The sequence below is a fragment of the Novosphingobium sp. genome, from assembly GCF_040398825.1.
Lineage (GTDB): Bacteria > Pseudomonadota > Alphaproteobacteria > Sphingomonadales > Sphingomonadaceae > Novosphingobium.
Genome location: NZ_JBBATI010000005.1, coordinates 1 through 20,546, shown reverse-complemented (window position 1 = coordinate 20,546; position 20,546 = coordinate 1). Strand labels below are relative to the sequence as shown.

The 20,546-nt window shown below is 64.4% G+C and carries 22 protein-coding genes; 10 read left to right on the top strand and 12 right to left on the bottom strand.

The window, feature by feature from the left end; translation table 11 throughout:
- Position 1: 1 nt before the first annotated feature.
- The 3 genes from ABWP89_RS04265 (at position 2) to ABWP89_RS04255 (ending at position 2,324) form a co-directional block, all read left to right on the top strand.
- On the top strand, positions 2-688 hold the full coding sequence (locus ABWP89_RS04265; RefSeq protein WP_353227471.1) for a Fe2+-dependent dioxygenase: 687 nt from the start codon (positions 2-4) through the stop codon (positions 686-688).
- A gap of 95 nt (positions 689-783) precedes the next feature.
- Positions 784-1,776, top strand: coding sequence for an MBL fold metallo-hydrolase (locus ABWP89_RS04260; RefSeq protein ID WP_353227470.1), 993 nt, complete (start codon positions 784-786; stop codon positions 1,774-1,776).
- Complete coding sequence (locus ABWP89_RS04255) at positions 1,773-2,324, top strand: DUF1003 domain-containing protein (protein WP_353227468.1); 552 nt, start codon at positions 1,773-1,775, stop codon at positions 2,322-2,324. The genes ABWP89_RS04260 and ABWP89_RS04255 overlap by 4 nt, the downstream gene beginning before the upstream one ends.
- Before the next feature lie 14 nt (positions 2,325-2,338).
- Here the strand turns inward: ABWP89_RS04255 and ABWP89_RS04250 are convergent, their stop codons facing one another.
- On the bottom strand, positions 2,339-2,557 hold the full coding sequence (locus ABWP89_RS04250; RefSeq protein ID WP_353227466.1) for a DUF4287 domain-containing protein: 219 nt from the start codon (positions 2,555-2,557) through the stop codon (positions 2,339-2,341).
- A 431-nt stretch (positions 2,558-2,988) separates the two neighbouring features.
- Here ABWP89_RS04250 and ABWP89_RS04245 point away from each other — a divergent pair, with 431 nt between their 5' ends.
- Both ABWP89_RS04245 and ABWP89_RS04240 read left to right on the top strand, forming a co-directional pair.
- Complete coding sequence (locus ABWP89_RS04245; protein WP_353227464.1) at positions 2,989-3,972, top strand: alpha/beta hydrolase; 984 nt, start codon at positions 2,989-2,991, stop codon at positions 3,970-3,972.
- A gap of 344 nt (positions 3,973-4,316) precedes the next feature.
- Positions 4,317-4,847 (top strand): HD domain-containing protein, encoded by a 531-nt coding sequence (locus ABWP89_RS04240; RefSeq protein ID WP_353227463.1) that lies wholly within the window; start codon positions 4,317-4,319, stop codon positions 4,845-4,847.
- 33 nt (positions 4,848-4,880) lie between these two features.
- On the opposite strand, the gene ABWP89_RS04235 is transcribed toward ABWP89_RS04240, so the two are convergent.
- Genes ABWP89_RS04235 through ABWP89_RS04210 form a run of 6 tightly spaced genes read right to left on the bottom strand, consistent with a single transcriptional unit; the run spans position 4,881 to position 11,000 of the window.
- Entirely contained in the window at positions 4,881-6,590 is a 1,710-nt protein-coding gene (locus ABWP89_RS04235; protein WP_353227462.1) for an amidase, read from the bottom strand.
- A 47-nt stretch (positions 6,591-6,637) separates the two neighbouring features.
- Positions 6,638-7,018, bottom strand: a complete 381-nt coding sequence (locus ABWP89_RS04230; protein WP_353227460.1) for a hypothetical protein — start codon at positions 7,016-7,018, stop codon at positions 6,638-6,640.
- Entirely contained in the window at positions 7,015-7,392 is a 378-nt protein-coding gene (locus ABWP89_RS04225; protein ID WP_353227459.1) for a c-type cytochrome, read from the bottom strand. Before ABWP89_RS04225 ends, ABWP89_RS04230 begins: the two co-directional genes overlap by 4 nt.
- Positions 7,389-8,924: an FAD-binding oxidoreductase gene (locus tag ABWP89_RS04220; RefSeq protein WP_353227458.1), complete on the bottom strand. Its 1,536-nt coding sequence runs from the start codon at positions 8,922-8,924 to the stop codon at positions 7,389-7,391. Before ABWP89_RS04220 ends, ABWP89_RS04225 begins: the two co-directional genes overlap by 4 nt.
- Positions 8,921-10,141 (bottom strand): MFS transporter, encoded by a 1,221-nt coding sequence (locus ABWP89_RS04215; protein ID WP_353227457.1) that lies wholly within the window; start codon positions 10,139-10,141, stop codon positions 8,921-8,923. Before ABWP89_RS04215 ends, ABWP89_RS04220 begins: the two co-directional genes overlap by 4 nt.
- On the bottom strand, positions 10,131-11,000 hold the full coding sequence (locus ABWP89_RS04210) for an SMP-30/gluconolactonase/LRE family protein (RefSeq protein ID WP_353227455.1): 870 nt from the start codon (positions 10,998-11,000) through the stop codon (positions 10,131-10,133). Before ABWP89_RS04210 ends, ABWP89_RS04215 begins: the two co-directional genes overlap by 11 nt.
- A 78-nt stretch (positions 11,001-11,078) precedes the next feature.
- Between ABWP89_RS04210 and ABWP89_RS04205 the strand changes: the two genes are divergently transcribed.
- Positions 11,079-11,666, top strand: coding sequence for a TetR family transcriptional regulator (locus ABWP89_RS04205; protein WP_353227454.1), 588 nt, complete (start codon positions 11,079-11,081; stop codon positions 11,664-11,666).
- Between the two features lie 99 nt (positions 11,667-11,765).
- Entirely contained in the window at positions 11,766-13,331 is a 1,566-nt protein-coding gene (locus ABWP89_RS04200; protein ID WP_353227453.1) for a glycosyltransferase family protein, read from the top strand.
- Positions 13,332-13,536: 205 nt separating this feature from the next.
- Here the strand turns inward: ABWP89_RS04200 and ABWP89_RS04195 are convergent, their stop codons facing one another.
- Genes ABWP89_RS04195 through ABWP89_RS04185 form a run of 3 tightly spaced genes read right to left on the bottom strand, consistent with a single transcriptional unit; the run spans position 13,537 to position 15,262 of the window.
- Complete coding sequence (locus tag ABWP89_RS04195) at positions 13,537-14,121, bottom strand: class I SAM-dependent methyltransferase (protein ID WP_353227451.1); 585 nt, start codon at positions 14,119-14,121, stop codon at positions 13,537-13,539.
- The gene (locus tag ABWP89_RS04190; RefSeq protein WP_353227624.1) at positions 14,118-14,546 is read right to left on the bottom strand and encodes a GtrA family protein; all 429 of its coding nucleotides are present in this window, start codon (positions 14,544-14,546) and stop codon (positions 14,118-14,120) included. The genes ABWP89_RS04195 and ABWP89_RS04190 overlap by 4 nt, the downstream gene beginning before the upstream one ends.
- Before the next feature lie 5 nt (positions 14,547-14,551).
- Entirely contained in the window at positions 14,552-15,262 is a 711-nt protein-coding gene (locus ABWP89_RS04185) for a class I SAM-dependent methyltransferase (protein ID WP_353227450.1), read from the bottom strand.
- A gap of 310 nt (positions 15,263-15,572) precedes the next feature.
- On the opposite strand from ABWP89_RS04185, the gene ABWP89_RS04180 reads away from it, so the two are divergent.
- From ABWP89_RS04180 to ABWP89_RS04170, 3 genes are read left to right on the top strand one after another with little or no spacing between them, the layout of a single operon-like run.
- Entirely contained in the window at positions 15,573-16,652 is a 1,080-nt protein-coding gene (locus ABWP89_RS04180) for a glycosyltransferase family 2 protein (protein ID WP_353227449.1), read from the top strand.
- Between the two features lie 2 nt (positions 16,653-16,654).
- Positions 16,655-18,328, top strand: a complete 1,674-nt coding sequence (locus tag ABWP89_RS04175) for a hypothetical protein (RefSeq protein WP_353227448.1) — start codon at positions 16,655-16,657, stop codon at positions 18,326-18,328.
- 36 nt (positions 18,329-18,364) lie between these two features.
- Entirely contained in the window at positions 18,365-19,696 is a 1,332-nt protein-coding gene (locus tag ABWP89_RS04170; protein WP_353227447.1) for an amidohydrolase, read from the top strand.
- 13 nt (positions 19,697-19,709) lie between these two features.
- Here ABWP89_RS04170 and ABWP89_RS04165 read toward each other — a convergent pair whose 3' ends face one another.
- The gene (locus ABWP89_RS04165; protein WP_353227446.1) at positions 19,710-20,117 is read right to left on the bottom strand and encodes a histidine kinase; all 408 of its coding nucleotides are present in this window, start codon (positions 20,115-20,117) and stop codon (positions 19,710-19,712) included.
- A 230-nt stretch (positions 20,118-20,347) separates the two neighbouring features.
- Positions 20,348-20,546 (bottom strand): hypothetical protein (locus ABWP89_RS04160; protein WP_353227445.1); only part of this gene is annotated, 199 nt, incomplete at its 5' end.

Genomic DNA, 20,546 nt, shown 5'->3' with positions numbered 1-20,546 from the left:
CATGATGATCACCATCCCGCAGGTGCTGACCCAGGATCAGGTCGCAGCCCTGCGCGCCCTGATCAACCACGCCGATGCGCCGTGGGTCGATGGCCGGGTCACCGCCGGGCACCAGGGCGCCAGCGTCAAACACAACCAGCAGTTCGACGAATTGTCAGATGCCGCGGCGCAGGCACAGGCCATGGTGTTGCACGCGCTGGAATGTCATCCCGGGTTTATCAGCGCTGCATTGCCGCACCGGGTCTATCCCCCGCTGTTCAACCGCTATGGCCCGGGCATGGCGTTTGGCGCACACGTCGATGGCGCCATTCGCCTGCACCCGCACACCGGCGAAAAGCTGCGCACCGATATATCGGCCACGCTGTTTCTGAACGCGCCGGAGGACTATGATGGCGGCACCCTGCAAATCATCGACACTTATGGCACCCACGCGGTCAAACTGCCCGCGGGTGACCTGGTGCTGTACCCCGCAACCAGCCTGCACCAGGTCACCCCGGTAACGCGGGGTGAACGGCTGGCGTGCTTTTTCTGGATCGAAAGCCTGGTCCGCGACGATACCCGGCGCAGCATTGCCTATGATCTGGATACCGCAATCCAGCGGCTGAACCAGACCGGCGCCGACCGCGCCGGCATCGATACGCTGGTCGGGTGTTACCACAACCTGCTGCGCCAATGGGTGACGACCTGATCCATGCGCACCCCCGTGGCGATTGGCCGGTTGACACTGCCGGGGGGCACCCATAGCCTGCCTGCGACGACGGCTTTGATGCAGTGGGGAAATTTGTGACAATCAGGTCTGCGCTGCGCGCCATCGCCTTGGCCATTGTGTTTGCCAGTGGCGCCATGGCGCATGCCGGCACCATCAACATGCGGGTGTTTCGCATCAACGACCACCTGTTGTGTTTTTACGATGGCCGCCCGGCACAGGACACTGTGAAAGCGGGGGACAACAACTGGGCCGATTTTGGCGCCAACAACGTCGGCGTGGCGACGTATGTAATCCATCGCGGTGATCGCGCGCTGGTTTATGACACCTTTCCCAGCGTGGCCCAGGCGCAATGGGTGCGCGATTATCTGGCCAGGGCCGGCATTCGCCATTTTACCGTGGTCAACAGCCACTGGCATCTCGACCACGTAGGCGGCAATGCGGTCTATGCCGACAGCGACGAAATCGCCACCGAAACGACGCGCCAGAACCTGATCGCCAACCGCACCGCGATCGAGGCGGGCACGCTGGAAGGCCCGCCGACGATCGCCCCCTTGCGCATTCCTGCCATTGGCATCACCGCCGACACGACGTTTACGGTTGGCGACGTGACCGTGCAGTTGCGGCCGGTCAACATTCATTCGCGCGACGGGCTGGTGATCTATCTGCCCGGTGATCAGCTGCTGCTGGCGGGTGACACGCTGGAAGATACGGTCACGTTCATTTCCGAACCGGCGCAGATCCCCGATCAGGTGCGCAATCTGGCGGCAATGCGGCAATGGGGGTTCACCCATATTCTGCCCAACCACGGTGACCCCGCGGTGATCGCGCGCGGCGGATATACGCTGGCGCTGATCGATGCCACGCGCGCCTATCTGCTGCGGATGGTCGAACATGCGCATGACGCCGATTTTCTGCGCCAGCCGATCGACAGCTATATCGCCGGGCCGGTGAAAGACGGCACGATCAGCCTGTGGTGGGCCTATCGCGATGCGCACCAGAACAATCTGGAAAAAGTGGCAAAGGCCTGGGGCGATCGCCCGACCCCCGATTTTGGCGCACGGCCATGAACGCCATCCAACACGTCGCGCACATCATCGATGAAACCGAACAGTCGCTGTTGCACGAAATGCGCGCCCTGAGCCGCGCCGAACGCCTGCGCCGTGCCCGCGCGAGCGACCCCGCGCCATCACAACTGACCACCGGGCAGAAAATTGCCGACGCGGTTGCCGCGACCATGGGATCGTGGCGGTTCATCATCATCCAGTCGGGCATTCTGGTATGCTGGATCGTGCTGAACGTGACTGCGGTGGTCGAAAAGTGGGACCCCTATCCGTTCATCCTGCTCAATCTCGCGCTGTCGTTTCAGGCGGCCTATGCCGCGCCGTTCATCATGATGAGCCAGAACCGGCAACAGGACATCGACCGCAAGGCCGCCGAATGCGATTACCAGATCAACATCAAGGCCGAACTGGAAATCGAACTGCTGCACCAGAAAATTGACGAGCTGCGGCAAAGCGAAGTGCTGAAACTGTCCACCGCCGTCGCCGAACTGACCCACCTGCTGCATGAAACCAAGGACGAACTGACCACGCTGCGACAAGCGCGCGGGGCCTGACGCCTGCCGCCCGTTCAGTCCGAAGCTTTGTCCTGCGCCAAGGTATAGGCGACGATCGCATTGGCATGGCCATGGCCCATGCCATGCTGGTTTTTCAACAGCGCAACCAGTTCCATGTGTTTGGCGGGACAGGCCGCGCGCACCACCGCCTGCCAGACGGCGATCGGCTGCCCATAGGCCTTTTCGATCGACGGGAAGTACGCTGCCGGGCCGGTGATCTTTTCGACTGCCATGGGCCAGATTACCGTCGCCAGCCGCGGCCCGTCAAACGCAATTGGCCAGCGCCGGAGCGGGATGAAATCTGGTCGAATCGCTCTGAGCCCCGCCCCTCGGGTGAAGGGTGTCCAAGGCCCGAAATGTCGCGCTTCACTTCAGCGTTGGCCCCACCCAACCCTGCCCCTGAGCGGGAGGGCTGTTTATTCCGTCCGCGGCGATAACAATCAAGGCTTTAACAAGACGATCATACCAAATCCCCGCTGCCTCCAGAGCGTGTTGTGGCAATAGTCGACGATCCGCTGCGGTCACCATATTGTCACATAAACCCGCGGATCCGGTCATTTTGACAATTGTTGCGCTTTCCCGCCGACAAGAATCGGGGTATTCAAGTATACACCCAGCAAAGATCGTTAAAAATCGTAAGCATATTCATCGAAGGGGACAGTGGATGTCGTTCATGATCAGCTTGCGCCGACCGGACAATCGCCCGGGTGTCGGCACCCCGAAATTTCTGGTGATCGATGATGACAGCCATGCCGTGACCGAGATTGCCCGGCCGGGAAAATGGGCCGACGCCGTATTGGCGCAGTTTGCCGGGGCTGGAAAACCCCGGCATGGTGATATCCTGTTTCTGGTCCACGGCTTTAATGTCGACCACGACGCGGCGCTGGCGTTCCATGCCAAATGCCGATCCCGGTTGCGCGAACTCGGCTGGATGGGAGAGGTCGTCAGCTATGACTGGCCATCCGACGGGCTGGTCTTTGCCTATTTGCCCGACCGGGCCAATGCGCGCGCCTCTGCCAGCCAGCTGGTCCAGTCCGGGATCCGCCTGTTGCAGGCACGGCAGCGACCGGATTGCACGATCACCGTTCATGTGATGGCCCATTCGATGGGTGCATTCGTCACGCAGCAGGCATTTAACTGGGCCTATCAGGATGTCCCGCCAGACTGGGCACTGGGGCAGGTGCTGCTGGTGGCGGGGGATGTCGATCACACGGTGTTTTCGGCCACCAACCCCAGCGCGGCAAAGTTTGACCAGCATGCCGGCCGCCTGACCGCCTATCGCAACCGCTATGACAAGGCGCTGCTGGTATCGAATGTGAAAAAAGTTGGCCTGGCGCCCAGAGTGGGCCGCGTCGGTCTGCCCGATGACAGCCCGGCCATGATGGTCGAGGTCGATTGCAGCGATCTGTTCGACACGGTCGATCCCGGCCTGGTCGACGAGCTGAGCCCGGTCACCACGCACTGCTTTTATTTCGATCAACCCGAATTCTGGCGCGATGTCGTGCTGAACCTGGCCGGCGGGATAGACCGTGCGGTATTCCCGACGCGCGAACCGGCACCCGGCGCCGCCGTCGCCAACCGGTTTGCGCTGAAACCCGCAGGCCCCAGCGACGCGGACTATGACAAGGCGCTCCAACGCGCGCGATAAATAAAACCAATCAATGCTTTGACCAAAACTGATCGATGCTGGCGGCAATCCACAGCCTGATCAGCACGCAGATCAAACGATAGACCGTGATTGCCCTGACCCGTCTGGGCAGACCAGCGTCGCGACCCGTTGCACCGCAGCAACAAGTGCCAACAATGTCGCAGGGGTTGTTTGGGAAACCTTGTTCCCGGCGCAATCGGGGAGCATGGTCCGACTGCGCGCAGGGCTGGTGGCAGCCCGTGGCCTTTGCCGCGCGACACCCCCGACCCAACATAGCGAAACACCCCGACCGGCGCGCAGGCGCCGGTCAGGTCGCGTGCGGGTCGCAACCGAAAGGGAAACCCATGACCACCGATTTGGCCCTGATCCTGAACGCCGCGGCGTTTGCCGCCGATCGCCACCGCGACCTGCGGCGCAAGGATGCCGATGCATCGCCCTATATCAACCACCCGCTGGCGCTGGCCGCGATCCTGGCCGGTGAAGGCGGGGTAACCGATGCCACCGTCATCGCCGCCGCGCTTCTGCACGACACGGTCGAAGATACCGCCACGACGCGCGAAGAACTGGTCGCCCGGTTCGGCCCGGCGGTTGCCGGAATTGTTGCCGAAGTGACCGATAACAAAAAGCTGCCAAAGCCAGAGCGCAAGCAGTTGCAGATCGTCCATGCCGGCACTGCCAGCGACGGGGCAAAACTGGTCAAGCTGGCCGACAAGATCGCCAATCTGCGCGATATCAGCGCCAGCCCGCCTGCCGACTGGGATACCGCGCGCAAGGCCGACTATTTTGACTGGGCCGCCAAAGTCATCGACCGCGTGCGCGGGGTGCATCCGCGGCTGGAGGCGCTGTTCGATGCCGAATATGCCAAACGCCCCTGACCAGCACTGTCCGCCGATAAAATCGGCCACTCCTTAGGGCGCGTCACCCAGCAAACCCTGTTCCACCAGCACCGGCGGGTGGCGGTGGTGGGTGCCCTGTTCATAGGCATAGGCATAGCCCAGCAGATCGCCATCATGGTACGGCCGCGCGGCGATTTCCAGCCCGAACGGCAGTCCGCTGGCGTAAAAACCGCCGGGCACGACCACCGCCGGCACGCCCAGCATGTTGACCCAGCTGGTCAGCGAATGCGGCCCTTCACTTACGGCGCCGTCCTGCGGCATGGTTTCATCCACCGGCGGCATCTGGATCGCCGGGTAGACATAGCCATCCAGCTGCAGCCGGTCGAGCGTCGCCAGATATTGCTGCAGCACTTGCCGGCGCGGGGCGAACAGGTTCTTTTCCGCATCGGGATCGGTTGCCACCTGCCGCTGCCGGATCTGGATATCGCCGTTCAGAAACTGCGACGCGCCCGGATCGGTGCCGATCACCGGCGCGCCAATCGGGGTACCCATGACACGTTCGTATTCGGCGCTGGAATGGTATTGCGCCGGGCCAAAGGTCGCGAGGAAAGTGTCGGTGCCTTCGCGTACATAGGGATAAGTGGCGATGCGCGCGGCAGCATGGGCAAAGCTGGCGGGCAGAATGCTGTCATCGATCACCACGGTCGCGCCCAGGCTGCGCAGATCATCGATCGCACGCATGAATGCCGCGCGCGTGCGCGGATCGAGCGGGATGCCGGCATTGGCCATTGCCCTGGCCGCCGCGCCATCCGGCACCACGGCGGGCACGCCGTGAAACGGCATGCCCAGCCCCTGCAGGATGAACGCCGGCACGCCGAACCGTTTGCCCTTCAACGCGTCTGCCTTCAGATAGGCGGTATAGGGCGCCTTTTGCGCTTTTTGCGCAGAGCCTACGGTGGCGGGATCGAGCGGATCTTCACCCGCCATCACCCCCAGCGTGATCGCCGCATCGGTTACATTGCGCGCGATCGGCCCGGTGTTGTCCAACAGCCAATCAAGCGGCGCGATCCCGGCGATGCTGACCAGCCCACGCGTGGGAAACACACCGACCAATGCGCTGGTCGCGGCGGGCATGCGGATCGAATTGCCGGTGTCGGTGCCATTGCCCAGCATCGCCAGGTTGGCGCTGACCGCGGTGACCGTACCGCCAGACGAACCGCCCGGCGAAAAACGCACGTCATAGGCATTGCCGGTGCGCCCGAAACTGCTGGACCGGTTGGTGTCGGAATTGGCGAAATCGGGCATGTTGGTGTGGCCGATCACGATCGCGCCCGCCGCGCGCAGCCGTGCGACCACGGTCGCATCGCGCGGCGCCACCAGTTCGCGCCCGGGCTCGGTATAGCCCGCCCAGCCATCGGTGGTCACTTTGCCGGCAATGCTGGTGTTGGCCTTGATCACGATCGGCACGCCCCACAGCGGGCCATGGCTGGCGCTGGGGCCGCCCGCCGCATCCTGCTGGTCGGCCAGCGCGCGTGCCTCATCCGCGAACACCTGTTCGACCGGGCGATAGACCGGGTTGTAGCGCGCGATCCGCGCCAGGTACCAATCGACCACCTGGCGAATGGTGTAGCGGTGGCCGTCATACAACGCATGCAATTGCGGCACGCTGGTATCGGTCAGGTCGCTATCGATCGTGATGCGGGCCAATTCGGCATGCGCGCCTGTGGCGCTGGCCAGCAGACCGGCGGCCAGCAGTCGCACCATCCCCTTGCTTATGTTCATGCCCGCTTGCCCCACGTCAGCCCCCCATTGCCGGTGGTCACGCGCCGCTATCCCAGCGTCACGGCAAAGGCACCCCGCGCGATCCGTCGTTGCACCGTACGCAGCCGATCTTCGCGCGCAAGCCCTGTCAGCAGCAAAGCCTTGTCCCATTGTACCAGCGCCAGACCGGGCTGATCCGGCACCAGCCGCGCGCGCAAATGATCACGCCATTGCCGCACCAGATCGCGGTCCAGCATCACCACTTGCGCATCAATGCCTGCAAAGCGCGCGTGCCATGCCGCCGCCGCTGGCAGCGCCGGATCGATCAGCACCAAACCGGAGCGCGCCAGCGCCAACTCAGCACGCGGCAGCGCCATCAGCCGCGCCGGCAGCAGCGCCGACCCCAGCCCGGCCGCACCCGATTTCAGCACCATGCGCCGCGCGATCATGGCGCGACCTTTGCCAGATAGCCGGCGATCACCCGCAGCTGCGCATCGCTGACTTCGCCGCGCTGGATGCGCGGCATGTTGCCGATCCCGCCGCGCGCGGCCGCGGTCACATAGTCAACGGTCAGATCGTGGCGCAGTTCCAGCATGGCCAGCGCCGGGTCCATCCGCCGCGCCAGGATCACCGTGCCCATGCCCATCTGGCGGTGGCACATCCCGCATTTTTCCACAAACAGCGCCTCTGCCGGCGAATGCGATGAACGGTCCTGCATTCCGCCGCGCGTGGCGTTGCTGATCCGCGTTCCCGCCGGCGCCTGTGCGAGCGCGGCACCTCCCGCCAGCATCAGCGCCAGCACCATCACACCGCGCCCGATCATGCCTGTTTCTCCCGCCAGCGCCCCGGCCAGATCCCGCTCTTGCCAGGCGCGATGATGCCGTTGGGATCAAGCGCATCCTTTACCCGCTGGTTCAGGTGGCGCAGCGCCTGCCCGTTGAAATCATACGTCGCGGCGACCAGGTCCATATATTCGATATGGGTGCGGTATTCGCCATAACCATGCGCATGGGCATCGGCCACCAGATCGCGGAAAAAACGGTCGACGCGGGTCATCATTTCGGGGTTGTCGCGGTCAAACAGCAGCTGGTTGACATTGGTCAGGCTGCGTTCGCCCATCGCAAAGCTGGCGTGGTAATCCATGCCGTATTTTTCATACAGCGCGTGGGTGCGGCGGAACTGGTCCATCGCCAGATCACCCCGGGGCGGCAACACCGGGGAATAGCCGATGTGCCCGCCGCGCCCGCCATGCCAGTTGGCATTGGCCAGCGGAAAACTGACCGGCACCCCGCTGAACGGCGATCCTTCGGGCGGATCACCCTGTTGCCAATGCGTCTCTTTCATCGCCAGCACCGGTTGTTTGTCAAACGCGCGGCGCAGCACCGCCATCGATGCCGCGGCAATCTCGGCCGGGCCGTAAAAGCGCACCTGCACGCTCCACCAGCCGATGTTGAACCGTTTGCGGATCGCACTGATCACCGTATCGTTCAGCGGCGCGGGGTCTTTGGTCCATTCTTCACGCCGGGTCATCACCGCGGCCGATCGCAACCAGTTGCCCATCGATGGCGCCTGCTGGATGATCCCGGCGCGGCGCAGCGGCATCAGCGTATCGACCGCCCAGCCCAGATCATCGGGCGCATCGAATTCAAAATCGATCCCCGCCATGGTTTCGGGTTCGGGCATCAGCCACAGCCCCAGTTTGGTCACCACGCCAAAGTTGGACTGGCAGAACATCGCATCCCAGCCCGGGCCAAACCCGTTGCGATACAATTGCCAGTTGGGCGATCCCGCCATCGCGCCCATGCCGGTGCGCACCAGCCCGCCATCGGGCAGCACCACTTCAAGCCCGCAGATGCGCGCGGCATGGTCGCCATAGGTGGTATAGCCCACCCCGCGATCCAGCGCATTGCCCGCGACCGAGCCCCAGCTGTTGCCCGGCACCGACAGCCACAGCGGAATTTTGCGTGCGCGCAGGTAATCATACAGGTCAAAGAACCCCACGCCCGGTTCCACCAGCACGGTGCCGTTGTGTTCATCGACCGTGATCGCCTTCATCCGGCTGAGATCGAGCACCACCGATCCCCTGACCACCGGCGCCGCCCCGCCATAGCCGAAATTCTTGCCCCGGCTGATCGGCCACAGCGGTACACCGTGGCGGTTGGCAATGCGCACGATCGCCTGCACCTGTTCCGCATTGGCGGGCGCCACCGCCGCGCCGGGCTGGTGGCGGGTTTCATCGGGCGAAAAATGATCAGAATAGGCGGTGCGGTCCTGATCGCTGTCAAACACGTTATCGGCACCGATTGCGCTGCGAAAATCGCGCAACGCGGCCGCCAGTTTTGCCGGATCGATCATGCCACCGTCTCCTTCAACGCCATGTCCCGCAAACCAACCACCCGGGCGCCGATCAGCAGCGCCACCCCCGCCAGCACGGTGCCGGCATAATAAGGCCAATCCGGCCCCACGCCGGCATAGATCGCGCCGAACAGCGGCGGTACTGCGATGCGCCCCAGCGCATTGCTGGCCATCAGCAGCCCGTTCACGCTGCCCTGCACATTGGCCGCGGTCGATCGCGAAATCAGCGCGCCGGCGCTGGGAAAGGCGATGCTGTGCCCGGCCATCAGCGTCGACATCAGCACCACCGCCGCGACCGGATTGCGCAACACCGGCTGCAACAGCATGCTCAGTGCCAGCACGACCAGCCCGCCCATAACCACCCGCGCTTCGCCCCAGCGCCGCGTGGCGCGGCCGATCAGCATGATCTGCGCGGTAAACCCGGTCAGCCCGACCGCCACGAAAGTCAGCCCGACATCGTGCGCCGACCAGCCGAAATTGTGCGCGGTCCACAGCCCGAACACCGCCTCCATCGATGCAAATGCGCCGATGCCGATAAACGCGATGGCAAACAGCCGCGCCAGCAGCGGATCCCCGGCAACATGGTGCAAGGCCTCTCCCCATTTGGGCAGCGCCCGCGCCACGCCCGGTGGATGGCTTTCCACCAGCACCAGCAGGCTCCACGCCGATGCCCCCGCCGCCACCAGGGCAGAGCCGAGAATGGGCAGGCGAAACCCGGCCAGGCCCAGTTCCGGCGTGGCCAGCAATCCGCCGATCGCCGGGCCAATTGCAAAGCCCAGATTGAGCGCCGCACCCAGCAGGCCGATGCTGCGCGCGCGGTCCTCTGGCCGGGTGACATCGGCAATCACGCTTTGGCACACGCCGACGGTGCCGCTGAAAAACCCGGTCGCCACGCGCACCACCAGCGCCAGCGCCAGATTGGGGACAAACGCAAAGGCCACATAGCTTAGCGCGGTGGCCGCGGTCGCGCCGATCAACACCGGGCGACGGCCGATACGGTCGGACAGCCGCCCCCACCACAGTTCGCCAAAAATCCCGCCGAACGAATAGGCCGCAAACAGCAAAGTCACCGCCACCGGGCTGGCGTGCAGCGCGTGGCCATAAAATGGCAGCAGCGGAATGATCAGGCTGAACCCGGCGAAATTGATGAACACGATCACCAGGATCAGCCACAGCGCTGGCGGCAGCCTGGCAGGCGTGGTGGCATTATCCGGCATAGCGCGATTCCGGCAGACCCCGTGACCCCAGCCCGGTGATCACAAAGGTCGCCCCGCCGCCATCGCTGGCGCGCGCCATCAACGCGGGATCGATCGAGGTAACGTACAGCTCATCCAGGTTGGCCCCGCCGAACATCACGCTGGCGGTCAGCGAAACCGGCATTGCAATGATGCGTTCCACTTTGCCATCGGGGCGAAACGCCACCACCTTGGCACCTTCGCAGATCGCCATCCAGATCAGGCCATCGGCATCGACCGTGGCGCCATCGGGAATCCCGCCCAGATCGCGTGTATCGGCAAACAGCCGGCGGTTGGCCACCGCGCCGGTTTCGATATCATAATCATAGGCATAGACATGGTATGGCAGGCTGTCGGAAAAATACAGCGTGGCATTGTCGGGCGACCAGCACGGGCCATTGGCGATGGCGATATGGTGGTCAAGTTCGTGCAAGCTGTGATCGGCATCCAGCCGGTACAGCGTGCCATAGGGCTGGCATTGGCTGATATCCGAATCCCCCGACCCGACGATAAACCGCCCGCGTCGGTCGACTTTGCCGTCGTTCATCTGCGCCCGCGGGTGCAGGTGGCGTGCAGGGGCGACCAGTTCGGTCGCGCCGCTGTCAAAATCGAGCGAAAAGATCCCGTCCTTCAGCGCGATGATCGCCCCACCCGTTTCGCGCAGGGCCAGCGACCCGACCACTGCACCGGTATCCCAGCTGCGCGTGGCGCCGGTGGCCGGATCGAACCGGTGCACCGCCTTGCCGACGATATCGATGAAATACAGGGCCTGTTCGGCAACATCCCAGACCGGGCCTTCGCCGACCAGGCAATGCCGGGTATCGACACGGGTGATGTTCATGCCCATTCCTCTCCACCGGCTTGTCGCGGCTTCCTTAGCAGTGATAAGGAAGCCGCGACGGGAGTCAAGGAGAACGTCATGACCGCCACGCCACGCACCACCCCCGAACCGCTCGACCAGGGCCGGATTGTGCGCGCGGCGTGGGATCTGGTCGATACCGGCGGGGTGGCGGCGCTGTCCACGCGCACGCTGGCGGCCGCGCTCCATGTCAAAGGTCCGGCGCTGTACTGGCACGTGCGCAACAAGCAGGACCTGCTGAGCCTGATGCTGGAACATGTGCTGGTGGACAGCATCGCCGCGCCCCCGCCCGGGCTCGACTGGGCCGACTGGTTGCGCTTTGTCGGGCAGCGGCAGCGCGCGGCGCTGCTGGCGCATCGCGACAGCGGGATGATCGCATCGACTGCGCCGCCGACGCTTCGCCTGCGGACAGAGGTGTTTCCGCTGATCATCGCGCCTTTGCGCGCTGCCGGGATCAGCGCCGCCCATGCCAGCAGCGCGGCTGGCGCGCTGACCAGCCTGATCCTGGGCTGGGTGATCTATGAACAGCGCCCGGAAACCCGCGATTTCATTATGGCCTTTCACGACCCCGAGGCGGGCTTTGCCTATGCGCTGGACGCGCTGGTGTGCGGGATTGTGGTGAAGGAAGGGCGGTTTCCCCCCGCGTAGCGCGCGATACTGGCCTATACGCAAAAACCGGGGGTGTCTTAGCGACCTGTTTACCATTTTTGCGCCATGCCTTGGCCGGACTTTCGGGCGGAGGGCAGTGTGGCATCGTCGACAATGATCACCGGCCCGGACGGCGCAAAGGGCCTGGCCGCATGGCGCTGGCGCGCAGAATCGCTGCCGCGCTGGTGGCCCTATGCGGTGATCGTGCTGGGCTGTTTCCTGATCCGCCTGCCGACATTCGGCCACCCGATGCTGGAATTCGATGAACAGCTCTATCTGCTGGTCGGCGATCGTATGGTGCAGGGGCAGCTGCCCTATGTCGATCTGTGGGATCGCAAACCGATCGGGCTGTTTCTGTCCTATGCCGGCATCCGGCTGCTGGGCGGCAGCGGCATTGTCCAGTACCAGATCGTCGCCACCGCGTGCGTGGCGATCACCGGCTGTTTCATCTGGACCATTGCCCGGCGCGCCGCGGGGGTAATCCCGTCATTCGGCGCGGCGCTGGCCTATGTGCTGTTCCTGAATGTGTTGAGCGGCACCGGCGGGCAGGCGTCGTGCATCTACAACGTGTTTACCGCCTGCGCCGCGTGGGCCGCGTTCCGGTCGAATGATACGCACAGCCCTGTGCGGATCGTCGGGCTGGCCATGTTGTCGATGGCGATGATCGGCATTGCCATCCAGTTCAAATATACCCCTGCGGTCGAAGGCGCGTTCCTGGGCTGCTGGTTCCTGTGGCGGCTGTGGCAGGTGCGCATGCCCCTGTGGCAGATTACCGGGGTGGCAGCGGCGATGATCGCGCTGGCGCTGCTGCCGACGGCGGCGGCAATCGGCTATTACGCGGCGATCGGGCATCTTGACGCGTTTGTGCAGGCCAATTTCATCTCGGTGTTTCACCGCCACCCGTTCCCCGCCGAAACCCGCTGGAAACAGCTGAAATTCGTGGTGATCAAACCGATCTGCCTGATCGTGGTGACGCCCTATGCGCTGGTGGTGCGCTATCTGCAGCGCAATGCACGCAATACCCAGGATTTTGCGCTGCTGGCGGGATGGACGCTGTTCGCGGTGATCGCCTTTCTGATGCTGGGCGATTTTTACGATTTCTATTTCATCACCGTGGTGCTGCCGCTGTGCATCGTGGTGGCGCCGCTGATCGACATGAGCCGCATTGGCTTTTCCATCAGCTGCATGCTGGCGCTGTGGCCGCTGCTGCTGACCCCGCATTACTATTTCACCACGCGGTTTCATCAGCACGCAGCGCGCGACCTGACAAACGCGGTGGCGCCCTATGTCGCGCACCATTGCCTGTATATCTATGACGGCCCGGCGGTGATCTATCTGCTGACCAACGCTTGCGCGCCCAGCCGCTATATCTATCCCGACCACCTCAACAACCCGACCGAGGCGCCGGCGCTGGGGGTGGACCCGGTCGCAGAAATGACGCGCGTGCTGGCCAGCCGCCCCGGTGCGATCCTGACCGCCGACCGCCCGGTCATCCCCCGCGTCAACCCTGCCACGCAAGTCTTGGTACGCGATGCGCTGGCGCGCGACTATGTGCTGGTAGCGCGTGTCCCCGCCAACGACCGCGTGATCTATGCCTGGGCGCGCAAGGACCTGCACCCCGCGCCATCGGTCATCAATGACCCGCGTTCGGCCATGCCGGAATAGGGATTGGGCAGCCAGAGCCGCCGCCCCACCACGCCCGCTCATCCTGTCGAAGGACACGCGCATGCGCATGCCCATTGACTAAAACGGCCTATAATTCAAACGTTTCGCGCATCCTTCGACAGGCTCAGGATGAGCGGAGTTAGGATGGGCTGGCGAATATGGGGGGAGACGGAATTCCCGGTACAGAGAATCCAAGCAGACTACATCAGGCCGCCTTGGCCACGCCGATCGCAAAGGTATAGGGCAACCGCGACAGCTTGTTGCGCACATGCATTTCGACATCGGGAAACGCCTGTTCCAGCAAGTGGCGGTATTCGTCCGCGCGGCGCACGTGCAGCCCGCGATCGTTGTCCAGCAGCCATTTTTCCAGACGGCCCTGCCCCGGCGCATAACAGCCATCCAGCGTGAACAGCACCCCGCCCGGTTTCAGCGCATTGCGCACATGCCCCAGCGTCGCCACCAGATCATCATCGCCGATATGGTGCATCACCCCGTTCATCATCACCACATCCGCCGGGCCCAGCTCGCGCGCAGCATCTGCGTCGAAAAAGCGGGATTCAAACCGCGCGCGGGCAAAGGCAATGCTGGGCTCATCGATATCCAGCCCGACATAGTCGATCGTTGCGGGCAGATGGCGCAGGATATAGCCGGGGCCACAGCCGATATCGATCACCCGCGCGTTCGGCCGCAATTCCAGATAATCGCGGATCGCGGTCACCCGCGCGCCGAAAAATCCGCCCAGTTCCTGGTAGAACTGATAGAGCGCAGGCAATTCCAGAACATGTTTCATGGTGTGATGCCCCCCGGCACGCTGGTCTGTCGGCGAAAGACCCAAAGATTGAGACAGGCAAAATTGGCCAGCGGCACCAGCGTGACCGCCCCGACCATGCCCCAGACATAGGACACGCCCAGCCACGCGGTCGCGCCGTGCATGGCGCCGGCGGTGACCGCAATGTTCATCGCCTGCGTCGCGCAAAAGCGCAGCGCCTCTGCCGTCCATGCCCCGCGCGACCGGAACGAAAAGCGGCGATGGCCGACAAACCCCAGCGGCACCGACGCGCAATAGCCGGCAATGCTGGCCGGCACCGGCGCAATGCCGCCCATCCTGACCAGCGCCATGGTGACCACGGCATAGACCAGCCCGCTGGCCACGCCGACAATCCCGAACCGCCCCGCCCGCGCGGCGATATGATCGCCATTGATCAGCGCGCGCATGGTGGTCACGCCGGTGTCACCGTGCCGCGCGCGATATATTGCGCGCCCAGCGACAGATGCCCCAGCGCCAGATCGATCGCCCGCGTGACCGGGCCGATCGGCGGGATCGACAGGATCGCGCGCGATTGCACATTCACCAGCCCCGCCCCCGCCAGCAGCGCGCGCGTCCGCCGCTGGCCCAGCAGCACCGCGTCTTCATCAAACGCGCAAGTCGAAACCGCGCGCCGCGTCAGCGGGTTGAGCGGGTTGTGTTCAATCACCAGCACCAGCCCGCCCGGCCGCACCACGCGCGCCATTTCGGCGGCAAACGACGCCCATTGCGCCGGCGGCACATGGTGCATCACACAGGTCGTCATCGCCGCATCAAACTGCGCATCGGCCCACGGCAGTCGCGTGCCATCATAGGGCAAATACGTATTGTCGGGGTGGGCTGTGGCTGCCTGGTCCAGGCATGGCGCCGACACATCGGTCCCGGTCAGCGATTCCACCCGGGGGGCCAGCAACGCATGGCTCTGCCCCACCCCGCATCCCACATCCAGCAGGTTGACGGTACCGGCATCGCCGAACTGCGCAGTCAGGAAATCGACCACGTAATCGACTTTGACGCGCGTGAAATAATCAACCTTTACACCCAGAAAGCCGATCGAGCGGTTGACCGCGTCGGCATATGTCCCGGCATAAGCATCGAATTGCGCAGGGGCTGGCGGACCGTTCACGATGACTAAAATCCTCTGTCAGTGTCTGAACCGAAACTATCGTTTCGGGAAGTCGGCACCGGCCCGCTCCCCCACCCGGCCACCCAATAACATACACTTACGTGGGTGGCCGGGTGGGGGAGCGGGCCGGTGCCGACTTCGAAACTCGCTTTTTCGCGAGTTTCGAGTCAAACTCTCACACCGCCGTGGCATGCACTATCGTCGATACAAACATTACGGTAAAGATTTTCTGAACAAAGTGCGCGATTGAAGGGATTGTTAACCATTCTTTCTTAAGCCGCTGATAACGGATTTTGCAAAGGGGCGCGGGGTGTACGAACAGCCATTCTGGAAGGCGCCTGCCGCGACCGACGCCGCGCCGCGGCCCCGCCCCAGGCTGTCGATCGTCGCGCCCTGTTACAACGAAGAAGCCTGTCTTGACGCGTTTTACCACCGCGCGGTGGCCGCCGCCAGCACAGTGGCGGGCGATGATTTTGAAATCGTGCTGGTCGATGACGGTTCGCGCGATGCCACCTGGCACATCATCAGCAACCTGGCCGAATATGACCCGCGCGTGCTGGCGCTGCGGCTGTCGCGCAACCACGGGCACCAACTGGCGCTGTCGGCCGGGCTGGACCTGTGCCACGGCGAACTGATCCTGATCATCGATGCCGATCTGCAGGACCCGCCCGAATTGCTGGGGTCGATGATCGATACGATGATGCGCGAACAGGCCGATGTGGTCTATGCCACCCGCGCCGAACGCCAGGGTGAAACCTGGCTGAAACGCGCCACCGCCAAGGGGTTTTACCGGCTGCTGGCGCTGGCATCGGATGGCACCGATATTCCGCTCGACACCGGCGATTTTCGGCTGATGACGCGGCGCGCGCTGGATGTGTTGAACGCCATGCCTGAATCGTCGCGCTTTATTCGCGGGATGGTGGCGTGGATCGGGTTTACGCAAGTGCCATTCCGCTATCAGCGCGATGAACGTTATGCCGGCACGACCAAATATCCGCTGGTGAAAATGGTGCGGCTGGCGCTGGACGCGCTGACCGGATTTTCATCGGCGCCCTTGCGGCTGGCCGGGTATATGGGGCTGGTGTTTACGCTGCTGGCCACCGCGATGATCGCGTTTGCCATTGCCGAATGGGCCGCAGGGCAAACCATCCCCGGCTGGACATCGCTGATCGTGGTGGTGCTGGTGATCGCATCGGCGCAGATGTTTGTGCTGGGGCTGATGGGCGAATATATCGGGCGGATTTACAACCAGTCGAAAAACCGGCCGCTGTATATCGTGCGCGATGTCGTCGGCGGATTGCGCGAAACGCCCGCGCTGGGCGTGGTCGCGGCCGAACCCGCCGCTGAAACGCCCTGCCCGGTCGAAATCCCGCAGCAGGCCGACGTCTGACCATGGCATCCACGGCGACGCGTGGCGGGGCCGTCTGGCCGCGCCTGATTGCGCTGGCGGGGTTTGTCGTGGCGATTGTCGCGGGCCTGTTGCTGCCGGTCTATACCGATGAAATCGGCTGGCGTTTTCAGGAACGCGCCGCGGTCGATCATGGCGTGGATATCGCCTTCAGCGATCTGTGCGGCCCCAACTCGCTGGGCCATGCGCCGTGGTTCATGATGCCCGCGCGGTGGTATTCGGCCATGGCCAACCAGGCCTTTGCCGACCCGTGGTTCGTACGGGTCGAAGGCGTGCTGTGCGCCGGCCTGTGGGCCATGTTGTTGTGGTGGCTGATCGTGCGGCTGACCGGCACCCGCGCACAGGCGCGGCCGTTGCACGCGCTGGCGTTTGCACTGCTGGGCCTGGGCCTGCTGCCATTCCTGCTGGTGATGAGCCGGCCCGAACAGCCGGTGATGCTGGCGATGACCATGGCCATCATCACCGCGTTTGCCCCCCTGCCCCGGCTGGGTGAACGCACGGCGGCCTGGGTGAAATCGGTCGTGATCGTGCTGTTGGTGACAATCGCCGCCAGCTATCATCTGAAAGGCGTGCTCTATGCGCCGGTCGCGCTGGCCGCCATCGCGGTGGGTGCCAGCGGGCGCCGCACGTGGCTGCCACGCGGGGTGGGCATCGGCCTGGTAGTGACGATCACGCTGGCGGCGGCGCATTACTGGGTGGACCGGTTTCGCTGTACCGCGGGCGATCCGCTGCTGGCGGCGCATTACGCGCACGAAAATGTCGCATCGCTGCTGACCGGGTCGCACCCCGCGTCCGGGCTGTTGCTGCAACTGGCCAGCGGGCTGAACCCGCTCAACTATGTCGCGCTGGCGATGGCCGACAACCGGCCGATGTCGCACTGGGTGCCCGATGGGCTGTTTCCCCCGGCGCTGCTGATTGCGGTGAACCTGCTGGTGCTGATCAGCTGGATCGTGGTGGTCGGGTTGGCCCTGCGCGCGCTGGTGCGGTTTGTGGCGGATACCGGGCTGCGTGCCCTGGCGCAGCCGCGCGTGCTGATCGCGCTGGCGATTGCGGCGTGCGTCATGGTGTGGGGCGCCAGCCAGCTGCGCCGCAATGTGTATGAGGCGGCGCATGTCCTGCCGATGCTGGTGCTGTTTGCCGTGCTGTGCCTGACCCTGCCGCGGCGCGATCCAGACGGCACGGCGGCGTTTCCGCGCTGGCTGGCAGGCGCGGCGGCACTGTTTGCGGTGATCAGCCAGGCCGCCCTGGCGTTTGTGCTACTGCCCCCGCTGATCGCGGCGGCGCGGGTGCCGGGCTATCTGGATGGTCAGCCATTTTCGGTGTCGGTGGGCGGATATGCCCAAATCCGGCGCGATATTGCCCGCGCCATGGACCAGGCCGGGATGCCGCGCGACCGGCGGCTCAACCGGTTGCTGGTCGATGATGTGACCTATCTGGCGTTGCAGACCGACACACTGCCGCTGCACCGGCTGGGCGTGCTGGAGGTGTGGAACGGCAGCATCACCGACCCGGTCGATTACCTGCGCCGCCACAATTCCGACGGGGTGGTGGTCGGCTGCCGCTATCTGCCGCCCGCCATGCGCGCCGGTGCGGCGCGCGCGGGCGAAATCTGCGCCATTTCGCGCGACGGGCTGGCCCGCCTGGATGATGATTTTTAGAACGGCCGGGATTTTCAGAACGACAGGGGCCTGCGCATGTCCAGCACTTTCAATCTTTCGCGCCGCAGCCTGCTGGCAGGCACGATGGCCCTTGGCGCATCAGGAACAGTGCCCGCGCTGGCTGCACCGGGCGCGGCACCAGCCCCATTCGTGCTGGGCAATGTGCTGCTGGAAACCGGGTACGACTGGCAGGGTGATGAGGTCGTTGGCACCCGCACCGCGCGGGCGTCGCTGCTGATCGAACAGGGCCGCATCGCCCGGATCATCGCCACAGGTGATGCACTGCCGCCGGGCGTGCCCGTGCGCGATGGCGGCGGTCTGTTGCTGCTGCCGTCATTCCGCGACATGCACATTCACCTGGACAAGACTTTTTACGGCGGGCCCTGGGTGGCGCCACGCGCGCGCAAAAACGGCATCGCCGGGCAGATCGCGCGCGAACGCACGCTGCTGCCGCAAATGCTGCCCACGCTGCAGGATCGCGCAGGGCTTCTGGTGGCCCTGCTGCAGCGCAACGGCACCACTTTTGCGCGCAGCCAGTGCAATGTTGATCCGGTGGTGGGCACGCAGCATGTGGAATTGCTGCGCCAGACGCTGGATGGCTGTGCCGCTACGTTCGGCCACGAAATCGTCGCATTCCCGCAGCACGGGTTTTTATCCGCGCATCTGGAACCGATCATGCGCCAGGCGATGGCCGCCGGCGCCACCCATGTCGGCGGGATCGACCCCACCACCATCGATGGCGGCATGGAACGATCGATCGACACCATGCTGCAGATCGCGGTGGATACGCACAAATCGGTCGATATCCACCTGCACGAACCCGGCGCCACCGGCATCGCCGCGATCCGCCGGATTGCCGACGCGGTCGACCACACGCCCACGTTGCGCGACCGGGTAACGATCAGCCACGCCTTTTCGCTGATGTCGCTGGCCGATGCCGATGTGGCCAATCTGGCGGACCGCATGGCAAACCTTGGCATGGCGATCGCATCGGCCGTGCCATTCGGGGGGCAGATCATGCCGATCCCGACGCTGCTGCGCCATGGCGTGCGGGTCTATACCGGCACCGACAGCGTCATCGACCACTGGTCAGTCTTCGGCAGCGGCGATGTGCTGGAAAAGGCCAAACTGGCCTGCCAGATCTATGGCTGGGGCGATGAACTGGCCATTTCGCAATCGCTGAAACTGGCCACCGGCGGCCCCACCCCGCTCAATGCCAAGGGCGCGCAAGTATGGCCCATGCCCGGCGACCCGGCCGACATGGTGCTGATCCCCGCCAGCTGTTCGGCAGAGGCGGTCGCCCGCACGCCCGCTCGCCGCGCGGTGTTCTACCGCGGCACGCTGGTCGCCGGATCGCTGGCGGGGTAGCGGCCCAGCCGTGTTACCAGCCGCCGCGCCAGCGCCGCCCGCCCGCCGCAGTGCTGATCCACCCGTCGATATCATCATAACGCCCGGCAATGCGGTTGATCGCACGCCAGTCGCCTTCATCGCATTCATGCCGCTGTTTGTCTTCCAGCCGGTCGATCGACCGGTGGATGTCGCGCGCGGTGCCATAATCGATGTCGCCTTCATCCACCTCACGCCGCAAACGCCATTCCAGCGCCTGGGCCCGCCGGCCCGAACACACCGCATCGCCCGCCTGCCGCCAGCGCCAGTCCTGCCCATCGCCCCACGCCGGGCGGCCATAAGCCGGCCCGACGCCGAACTGCACGCCCCACCCATGCGCCTGCGCACCACCGCCAGCCAGCAACCCCGCCGCCGCAATCACCACACCCACAATCCTTCGCATGCCAACCTCCATCACCAGCCTGCACCATGATGGACGCACGATACCAAACCCCGCTGGGCCGTGGCTGAACACGCGGTTGCGCAAAATTCAGATTGTGCAGGATGGCGCGGCGGCGGTGGGCGGGATGGTACTGCGGGTCGAGAAAAAGCAGCAGATATTCCTCCGCCAGTTTGCGGGGCTGCTGCGTTGGCACAAACCCTTGTTGCGTTAAATTTTAATCGCAACAAGCCTTAGACACGCCCCCGCAGCACCATGCTTTCTTCGGCTGGGGACAGGTTGAAAAGCAAGGCGGTCAGTTCGTGCAACTGACGTTCGTCATCCTGTATGGCTTTGCTCAATTCATGGAGCTTGCCACCGATGGCAATGATCTGTTCGTGATGGCGTCCCTGGACGTGGTGTAGGTTCCGAGGGTAGCGCTGCTGGCCGGAC